Source organism: Flavobacterium sp. (assembly GCF_046296355.1).
GTDB lineage: Bacteria > Bacteroidota > Bacteroidia > Flavobacteriales > Flavobacteriaceae > Flavobacterium.
Map to the genome: position 1 here is coordinate 64,206 of NZ_JBKBLM010000010.1, position 8,214 is coordinate 72,419.

Annotated in this window: 11 protein-coding genes, 1 tRNA gene and 1 pseudogene; 3 read left to right on the forward strand and 10 right to left on the reverse strand. The window is 34.5% G+C overall.

Annotated elements, in window-relative coordinates; translation table 11 throughout:
• Positions 1-145: 145 nt before the first annotated feature.
• The 5 genes from ACK4HO_RS06285 to ACK4HO_RS06305 form a co-directional block, all read right to left on the reverse strand.
• Positions 146-517 (reverse strand): hypothetical protein, encoded by a 372-nt coding sequence (locus tag ACK4HO_RS06285; RefSeq protein WP_409664124.1) that lies wholly within the window; start codon positions 515-517, stop codon positions 146-148.
• A gap of 100 nt (positions 518-617) precedes the next feature.
• Positions 618-788: a hypothetical protein gene (locus ACK4HO_RS06290; protein ID WP_409664125.1), complete on the reverse strand. Its 171-nt coding sequence runs from the start codon at positions 786-788 to the stop codon at positions 618-620.
• Between the two features lie 2 nt (positions 789-790).
• Positions 791-1,021 carry an excisionase family DNA-binding protein gene (locus ACK4HO_RS06295; RefSeq protein WP_409664127.1) on the reverse strand — a complete coding sequence of 77 codons (231 nt, stop codon included), beginning with the start codon at positions 1,019-1,021 and terminating at the stop codon, positions 791-793.
• Between the two features lie 83 nt (positions 1,022-1,104).
• Positions 1,105-1,812 carry a hypothetical protein gene (locus ACK4HO_RS06300; RefSeq protein ID WP_409664129.1) on the reverse strand — a complete coding sequence of 236 codons (708 nt, stop codon included), beginning with the start codon at positions 1,810-1,812 and terminating at the stop codon, positions 1,105-1,107.
• Between the two features lie 234 nt (positions 1,813-2,046).
• Positions 2,047-2,120: transfer RNA gene (locus ACK4HO_RS06305), tRNA-Arg, on the reverse strand.
• A 70-nt stretch (positions 2,121-2,190) separates the two neighbouring features.
• Here ACK4HO_RS06305 and ACK4HO_RS06310 point away from each other — a divergent pair.
• Complete coding sequence (locus tag ACK4HO_RS06310) at positions 2,191-2,703, forward strand: adenine phosphoribosyltransferase (RefSeq protein WP_409664131.1); 513 nt, start codon at positions 2,191-2,193, stop codon at positions 2,701-2,703.
• On the opposite strand, the gene ACK4HO_RS06315 is transcribed toward ACK4HO_RS06310, so the two are convergent.
• From ACK4HO_RS06315 to ACK4HO_RS06330, 4 genes are all read right to left on the reverse strand, one after another.
• Positions 2,700-2,840, reverse strand: coding sequence for an SsrA-binding protein (locus tag ACK4HO_RS06315; protein WP_409664133.1), 141 nt, complete (start codon positions 2,838-2,840; stop codon positions 2,700-2,702). The two genes, ACK4HO_RS06310 and ACK4HO_RS06315, sit on opposite strands and share 4 nt — an antisense overlap.
• Before the next feature lie 150 nt (positions 2,841-2,990).
• Positions 2,991-4,871, reverse strand: a complete 1,881-nt coding sequence (locus ACK4HO_RS06320) for a M56 family metallopeptidase (RefSeq protein ID WP_409664135.1) — start codon at positions 4,869-4,871, stop codon at positions 2,991-2,993.
• 1 nt (position 4,872) lies between these two features.
• Positions 4,873-5,232 (reverse strand): BlaI/MecI/CopY family transcriptional regulator, encoded by a 360-nt coding sequence (locus ACK4HO_RS06325; protein ID WP_409664136.1) that lies wholly within the window; start codon positions 5,230-5,232, stop codon positions 4,873-4,875.
• Between the two features lie 135 nt (positions 5,233-5,367).
• The gene (locus tag ACK4HO_RS06330) at positions 5,368-6,591 is read right to left on the reverse strand and encodes an MDR family MFS transporter (RefSeq protein WP_409664138.1); all 1,224 of its coding nucleotides are present in this window, start codon (positions 6,589-6,591) and stop codon (positions 5,368-5,370) included.
• Between the two features lie 105 nt (positions 6,592-6,696).
• Between ACK4HO_RS06330 and ACK4HO_RS06335 the strand changes: the two genes are divergently transcribed.
• Together ACK4HO_RS06335 and ACK4HO_RS06340 are read left to right on the forward strand one after the other, a co-directional pair.
• The gene (locus ACK4HO_RS06335; RefSeq protein WP_409664140.1) at positions 6,697-7,284 is read left to right on the forward strand and encodes a DUF1684 domain-containing protein; all 588 of its coding nucleotides are present in this window, start codon (positions 6,697-6,699) and stop codon (positions 7,282-7,284) included.
• A complete protein-coding gene (locus ACK4HO_RS06340; protein WP_409664142.1) occupies positions 7,284-7,928 on the forward strand; it encodes a TatD family hydrolase in 645 nt (214 codons plus the stop codon). Before ACK4HO_RS06335 ends, ACK4HO_RS06340 begins: the two co-directional genes overlap by 1 nt.
• A gap of 38 nt (positions 7,929-7,966) precedes the next feature.
• Here the strand turns inward: ACK4HO_RS06340 and ACK4HO_RS06345 are convergent.
• Positions 7,967-8,214: pseudogene (locus tag ACK4HO_RS06345) on the reverse strand (VOC family protein); the annotation flags it as partial.

An 8,214-nucleotide genomic window follows, 5' to 3' on the forward strand; every position in this document is an offset into this window, starting at 1 on the left:
CCATAAATTAAAACTGAACAGGAAAGCACAATGAACATTACTTTCATAGTCTTATTTTCAATTCTAATTTTCGAGACATTTGTAATCTCAACCAATTTCAATTTACTTTCCGGAATGGGATGAATATTTTCAAAATCAATATCTATCATAGCTTTGTTATCAAATAATTATTTTCATCAATCTTTTCAAAAGAAGCATCATAAATTGCAAAAGCGTAGGCAGTTTTCGTGCTGTTATCTCTCAAATTTGTTATGTAACGGAAATCAAAACCTTTTCCTTTCAAGAATTCTCTGTGAACAGTTACATTTTTTTTTCCGTTTAATACTTCAATACAGATTTTGTAATTAGTCATAAGATGTTTGTTGGCCAACTTCAGGTCATTTCTGAGTTTGTTGCTTATATCATTATGATAGGCAATTCTATTTTTTCTTGAAGCAAATATTTGGTTGTTCCTTCTAGGCAGGAATGGCTCACCGGAATATAAACAGTGTCTAATTTTATTTTCTTCTTTCATCATTAATCGTATTAATTAATTTTAAAATGCTTTTGAGGCGAAACATTTCGTGGCGATTAGCATTTAATCATTATTTAAAAAGCTCCAGTAACGTATCAAACTTTTATGCTTTCTTCTCTTTAGATTTATAATTATTTATTCCATACAGAGCAAAAACACATGCGCTAACTAATACCAATGCCCAAAAATTGAAAGTTGCTGATTTTTGTAAATGAATATTTTCGACTTCATATTGCTGATTAAGCAAAATCGGATTGTTGTTTAAATTTTCCATAATTATTTATTTTTAAATTTCGGTTTAATAGATAGCAAATACTCTTCGGTTAAGGTTTCTGAATAAACTAGTACTCGGCGTCCAAGTCGAAAAGCCTTTATTCTATTGTCGCGAATTAAGCGATCGATTGTTTTAGCGGAGACACGTAAAAAAGAAGCTGCTTCATGTCTACTTAAGTATTTTTCTACTTTATTTCCGGATACCATAGCTTTATTGTTTGTAACTTTTTTCAAATGTCCTGATATATTGAAATGCAAAAAGTCCCATTTTTAATTTTAAAATTAAAAAATGGGACTTTTTGGTTGTGTTTTTTTTCCTACTGTAAACTAGCTCTGATTTTTTTAAATCTTGTAATTAGTACTGGGTCATTCAATTGTAAATCCTTTAACTCAGGATAGAAAATCGGAACAGTAATTAATTTAAAAAATGGGATGAGTGCTTTATTTTCTTTATTTTTAGATATTGGTTTATCAAATTGAACATGTTTTTCAATAATGCTATTTAATTTTTTTTTTGCATTCGCATAATTCGATAGGTGCAGAAGTTCATCAGATGATTTTTTAACCAATTGAACATCCTCTGTTCTAAATGAATTTTCATATGATTTAACAAAATTCCTCTTCGAATCTTCAGTTAAATAGTTATAATTTTTATTTTGCAAATCTTCTATATAATTTTGATATCGTTTATTATATAATAAAAAATCCATAACGTCTTTAGATTCTTCTGTATTACTATAAATTACCGACGCTAATTGAATATAAAAGTATTTATAAATAAAAACTATTAATTCAGTCATGAATTTGATAATTTTTGTTTCATCAATTGGGTCATTATTGTACTTTTTAATTTCGATAATAATTTTCATTAATTCAAGTCTACAATTCATTAGAGCTAAATATCGATTCTTATTTTCAATTGAATCTGAAATTATATCACTTAGTGAAAGTAATTTGAATTGGGAACTAAATAATATCTTAGGAGTTATAATGGCACTAAATTCAAATAAATCTTGTGCTTTCATTGTCTTGATATTATGAAAGTAATCTTTCTGGAAATAAATGTCCAATTTGGAAAATTTATAAATATCTTCAATCGTCCTAAATTCTAGCTGATCATAAAAATAAAATCTATATAGTGGAAATATTGTTCCATTTGTATATATTGGCATATCAAAAATTTTGGTCACAAAAAAGTCACGCTAAGATATAAAAAAATCCCGAAACCTTGAATATCAAGTGTTTCGGGATGATAAGAGTGACCTCGACTGGATTCAAACCAGTAACCTTCTGAGCCGTAATCAGATGCGCTATTCAGTTGCGCCACGAGGCCTTTTTGTGGGTGCAAATATAGTTATATTTGTATAACTTGCAAACCAAAATTGATTTAAAACCTAAAAAAAATGTCATTAGAAAAGTATATACGTGAGGTACAGGATTTTCCCAAAGAAGGAATTCGATTTAAAGACATCACACCGCTATTGTTGGATTCCAAAGCCAGGAATGAATGTTTGACTATTTTACTTTCTCAAATTAAAGACAAAAAAATTGACAAAGTAATCGGAGTTGAAAGCCGTGGTTTTTTCTTTGGTATATTATTGGCGGAAGCATTGAATGCCGGTTTTATTCCGGTTCGCAAACCCAAGAAATTACCATATCAGACTATTTCGGCTTCTTATGATTTAGAATACGGTTCCGATTCGTTGGAAATTCATGTAGATGCCATTCAAAAAGGCGACAAGATATTAATACATGATGATGTTTTGGCCACCGGAGGAACAGCTAAAGCGGTTTGCGAATTGGTCGAAAGATTAGGTGGCGAAATTGTGCAAGTAAACTTTTTGATGGAAATAACCTTCCTCAACGGTCGTCAAAAATTGGCCGGAAAAGAACTCTTTGCGGCGCTGACTTATTAATCTAATGCTTTCGTAGTTACATAATAACGCCAAGCTATAATAGCCATTTGCCACTTTTTGGCTTTCGCCAAATCTAAGCCGCGCTTGGTAAAGCTGGGTAAGAGTAGTTTGTTGAGTTGGGCCAAGATTTTATACATCTCCATTCTATTTGCTGCAAAAATAAAAAAAACCGTCGAAATGACGGTTTTATGTTGGGTATTTACTTTAAGCACTCTATTTTATTTGCTCAACCAAGTTGCTATCGCCATGGCGATTGTAGTGATAAATGTCATCATGGTTGAAAAGCTTTATTTTGTTTTTTTGAGCTCTTCTCTGGCTTTGTCTAATTCAGCCTTGGCTTTTTGCATTTCTTCTCTGGCCTTAATCATTTCGGCTCTGGCTTGTTCCATCTCGGCTTTGGCTCTTTCGATTTCAGGTTTGGAAAGTTCTATTTCTCTTTTGGCGCGTTCTATCTCAGGTCGGGCTCTTTCCATTTCTTCTCTGGCACGAGCCATTTCTTTTTTAAGAACCTCTTTTTGTTTGCCCATTTGCACTCTGACATTAGCCATGGCATCTGCACTGAATTTGCTCATATCTTTACCGTTAATCATCACGCGGCTTTCTTTACCGTCTTCACTGTCAACGGTAATACTGTATTGGCCTTTCGCACCGGCATCTTTTAATGCTTTTTTAATTTCAGCGTCGTCAGACAATACTTTACCATTAACGATTACCGTAGGCTTTTTGTCTCCTTTTTTGATGATGATTTTTGATTCTTGCAGATTTTCCCAGTCCATTTCCGGGGCTTCAGGTGCTTCTGGCATCTCAGGCATTTCCGGCATCTCAGGCATCTCAGGCATTTCGGGCATTTCCGGCATTTCCGGTATTGCTATATCGAAATCAAAGTTGAAATCACTCATGTTCGGCAAACTGTCATTGAAGTTGAAAATAAAGTCTTCACTTTGTTCGCCATGTACTCCCGGAACATTGGCATACATTTTAAAATTTTTAGGTCTGCCAAACCCGATAGCTTCATTGTTTTTATAAAAATGTATAGGCGCAATCGGTTCTTTACCGTCAACTTGTGAAACGCCTTTGTTACCGTTTTTGTCTTTGTATTCTACTTTGATTCCAGTGATTTCACCATTGGCATTTCGCTTGATTTTCGAGCATTTTAAAGTGATGCCGTGTTTTTCTTTTAATCTTTTGGCTTCTTCTTTTAATTCGGCTTCTGTGGCATTTTTATCAATTACTAACCGAATTTCTTCGCGGTGTTGCAATGATTTGGCCAATTGAATATCGGATTCTCTTTCTTGGGCAATAGTCTTGATTTGGAACAGAACTACAAAACCGATTAAGGCTGGAATTACTAAAGCGTACTTCCAAGAATTTCTTTTTTGGGATTGATTTGTGTTTAACATAACGATTCGTTTTTTGATTAATGATTGATAAAAATTATTAGTGATTGATAAGCAGTTTTGATGAGAAATTGCTTTTAAAAGTGCTCTTTGATACACTTTTGGGTCTTGTAATTGTTGCACCGCTTTTTGGTCGGCGATGTATTCTAAATTTTGAATAATGGCTTTTTTGTACAACCAAACAAACGGATTGAACCAAAATAGGATACAGAAAATTTTAGCGACCATCACATCAAAAGAATGTTTCTCTTGGCTGTGGACTTTTTCGTGCAAAAGAATGCTCTGCAACTCTTCTTGGGTATACAATGACGAATTAAAAACAATATAATTAAAGAACGAAAAAGGAGCAATGTCATGGTTTAAATCGACCAGCGTAAAGCTTTCATTTTTAACTTTTTGTTGTTGATAAAGCATTTGAAAAAGCGAAATAAAATTAATGATAATCTTAGTCAGTAAAAACAACGCAATTAAGATATAGCCCATCCAAATAATTTGCATCCAATCAAAGGTTTCCGTTACCGGAACTTGTTGAGGAACTGTAGTTGTATTGGCATAGGCAACCAAATCTTCTAAGTTGATTTTTGGTCTTTCGACATACACAATTTTCTTAATTGAAAACAGTGGTAATAGGAGTGAAGTGAACAAACCTGTGATTAAAAACCAACGGTTACTGTTGAAAAATGTTTCTTTGCGCACCAAAAAATGATAGGCCAAATAAAACACAGCGATTAATCCGCTCGACTTCAAAAGATAGATGAAAAGTGCTTCCATATTATTCCTTTTTCTCAATAATGGCTAAAATCTCTCTCAATTCCTTAGCCGAAATTTTCTCTTCTTCGGCAAAAAAGGAAACCAAATTTTTATACGAACTGTTGAAATAATTGTCAATAGCCGTATTCATAAAGCGTTTTCTGTAGTCTTCCATTTTAACGATAGGGAAGTATTGATGCGTGTTTCCAAAGGCATTGTGACCCACAAATCCTTTTTCTTCCAAGTTTCTGATGATGGTCGAAAGTGTATTATAGTGTGGCTGGTCTTCGGTGATTTCAGCTAAGACTTCTTTGACGAAAGCTTTTTTGAGCTTCCACAAGATTTGCATAATCTCTTCTTCCTTATTGGTTAACTTTTGCATGATGATTTCTTTTAAACTGTTTATCTGAATTGACAAAACAAACCTATAACTATTTTTCTAGTTACGCAACTATATTTATAGTTATTTAACTAAATTTTAAGGATTAAAGAGTAGAGAATCCTTTAAATAATTGTATTATAGTGTTTTATGTTCGGCTTGTATCAGTTTAAAAACCCAATAACCACAGGCAGTTCCAACAAGTCCAAGCATGCCCATAAAGAACCAATTGATTTGATAACCATAATGCTGAATGATTTCCATTCCTAATTTGGCACTAAGTATATGCGCCAAACTAAAACTCATAGTATAAATAGCCATATAACGACCTTCGTGACCTTTTGGGGCGCGACTCAAAGCAACCGAATTTGAAAAAGGAAAAGCAAACATTTCGGCAAAGGTCATAAAGAGCATCATAATGGTTAAGATGCCTACCCAAGTGTTAATCAGCATCAAATACATACTTATCGCCATCAAAAAACAACCAAATGCAACCACTTTGACTTTGTTGATTTTCTTTCTTTCTACATAACTAACAATGGCCATTTCGCAGAAAAAAACCAAAACACCATTCATGGTCAGTAATAATCCGGTTTGGAATTCAGATAAATCAAATTGTTCTCTATGGTATAACGGAATAGTAGTAAAGACTTGGAAAAACAAAACCCCTGAAACCAAACAAGTAAACAAAAACAGCCAAAACGGTTTGTCTTTAAAAACCGAATGCGTCAACACTTCACCCGGATGTTCTTTATCGGTGAAAGCCGATTTTTTCTTTTCTTTTACTTTGAGCCAAAAGATTAGAATTGCCACGATACAGGTAATTCCATCCGCCCAAAATAAACCACGATACCCAATATTCATAATGATCAATCCGCCCATTGCCGGTCCGGCCGCAAAACCTAAGTTAATGGCTAAACGAACTAAAGTTAGCGCACGCGTTCTGTTTTCAGGTTTTGCATAGGCTCCAATGGAGACAAACATTGCCGGGCGATACATATCAGCCACTGTCATAATGGCAAACATGCTGATGCAAAGTCCGATAAAACTAGTGATGTATTGAATCACAAAAAACATCAAACCGCTGGTGAGCAAACTAAAAATCATGATTCGGTAAAAACCTATTTTGTCCGAAAGCTTTCCGCCAAGCCACGAACCGAGCATAGAGCCAACACCAAAACAAACCATAATCCAACCGACTTGACTGTAACTGAAACCCAAATCTTCTTTTAAATATTTGGATAAAAATGGCAAAACCATAGTACCAGCACGATTGATAAAGGTAATCATGGTCAGTATCCAAATCTCTCTGGAAAAGCCTTTGAAGTTATCAATATAGCGTTGGAAAGCGGTTTTAAGCATGATGGGTGATTGATCATGTAAAGTTACAAAGTTACGGAGTTATTGAGTCACCAAGTTTCTGAGTTTGCAAACAATTTTTATACTATTTTTGTTAAAAAGTAACCCATGAAAAAAATACTTTCCCTCTTGTTATTGTTCAATGTTTTGTTGCTGAACGCTCAAGAAACCTCAAAAGAATTCCAAGATACCCTCAATAAAGAATACGGAACTCGCGAGGATAGTCCACTAACGGATGAGGATTTCAAAGTATTTAAAAGCTTGGATTTTTTTCCGATTAACGAGAAGTTTATAGTAGAAGCGAAATTTATCCGAACGTCAAAGGAGAAAGTATTTAAAATGAAAACTTCTACCACACGCTTGCCCGAATATGTAAAATATGGCGAATTGACTTTTACCATCGATGGAAAACCCTTCAAATTAAACCTGTACCAAAATATCGATTTAACCAAAAAAGAAGGCTACGAAGACTATCTATTCTTGCCTTTTTCTGATTTGACTTGTGGTAAAGAAAGTTACATTGGCGGACGCTACATTGATATGCGCATTCCTAAAACTAATACAGTCACTATCGATTTCAACAAAGCTTATAATCCTTATTGTGCTTACAACCACAAATATTCTTGCCCGATTGTTCCTTTAGAAAATGATTTGAATATTGAAGTCTTAGCCGGAGTTAAGAAGTTTCACGACTAATGTCTTTCTATAATTTACATACCCATAAATTTACCAATGACGCCAATACTTTTGAATTGGTGAACCAATATCCGTGGGAGTTTGTCGATGGCATTCCGCAGTATTCCATTGGGATTCATCCTTGGCATATAAACGAAAGTCGGTTGGAAAGCGATCTGCAATTCATGGAGACCAAATTACAACTGCCCGAATGTTTGGCACTCGGCGAATGTGGTTTAGACAAGCGAATCGACATACCGATGGCTTTGCAAACAGCAGTATTTGAAAAGCAAATCGCCTTAGCGGAAAAATACCAAAAACCATTGGTGTTACACTTGGTTGCCGCTTATCAGGAATTAGTAGAAATCAAAAACCGCTTAAATATTTCGGTTCCCATTATTCTTCACGGGTTTTCTAAGAATGAGCAAGTGGCTCAGCAAATGATTGACAATGGTTTCTATTTGTCTTTTGGCAAATATCTTTTAAGAAATCCTGAATTGAAATCGGTATTTCTTTCGGTTCCCAATGACCGATTCTTTCTCGAAACCGATACCATTGAAGAAACTCTGGAGGAAGTTTACACTTTAGCGGCTCAGTATAAAGAAATGACTATTGAGGCATTGCAAACGCAAATAGTTGATAATTGGGAAAAAGTTTTTGGATAAGATTATTTTCTTTACCAAAGTAAGGATGATGCAAACTACTAATTCGGGTCAAAACTTAGCATCCACTGTATACCGAATTGATCGGCAAACATGGCAAAACAAGAACCTAACTGACTGTCTTCTAAAGGCATTTCAACCACTCCGCCTGCCGAAAGACCATTATAAAGTTTGTTGGCTTCTTCTCGGCTCTCGGCAGTTATTGAAATGGTATATCGGTTGCCGGTTACCAATTCTTCATTCATAAATTGTTCTCCTACATCACTGCCTATAAGCGAGTTTGATTTTC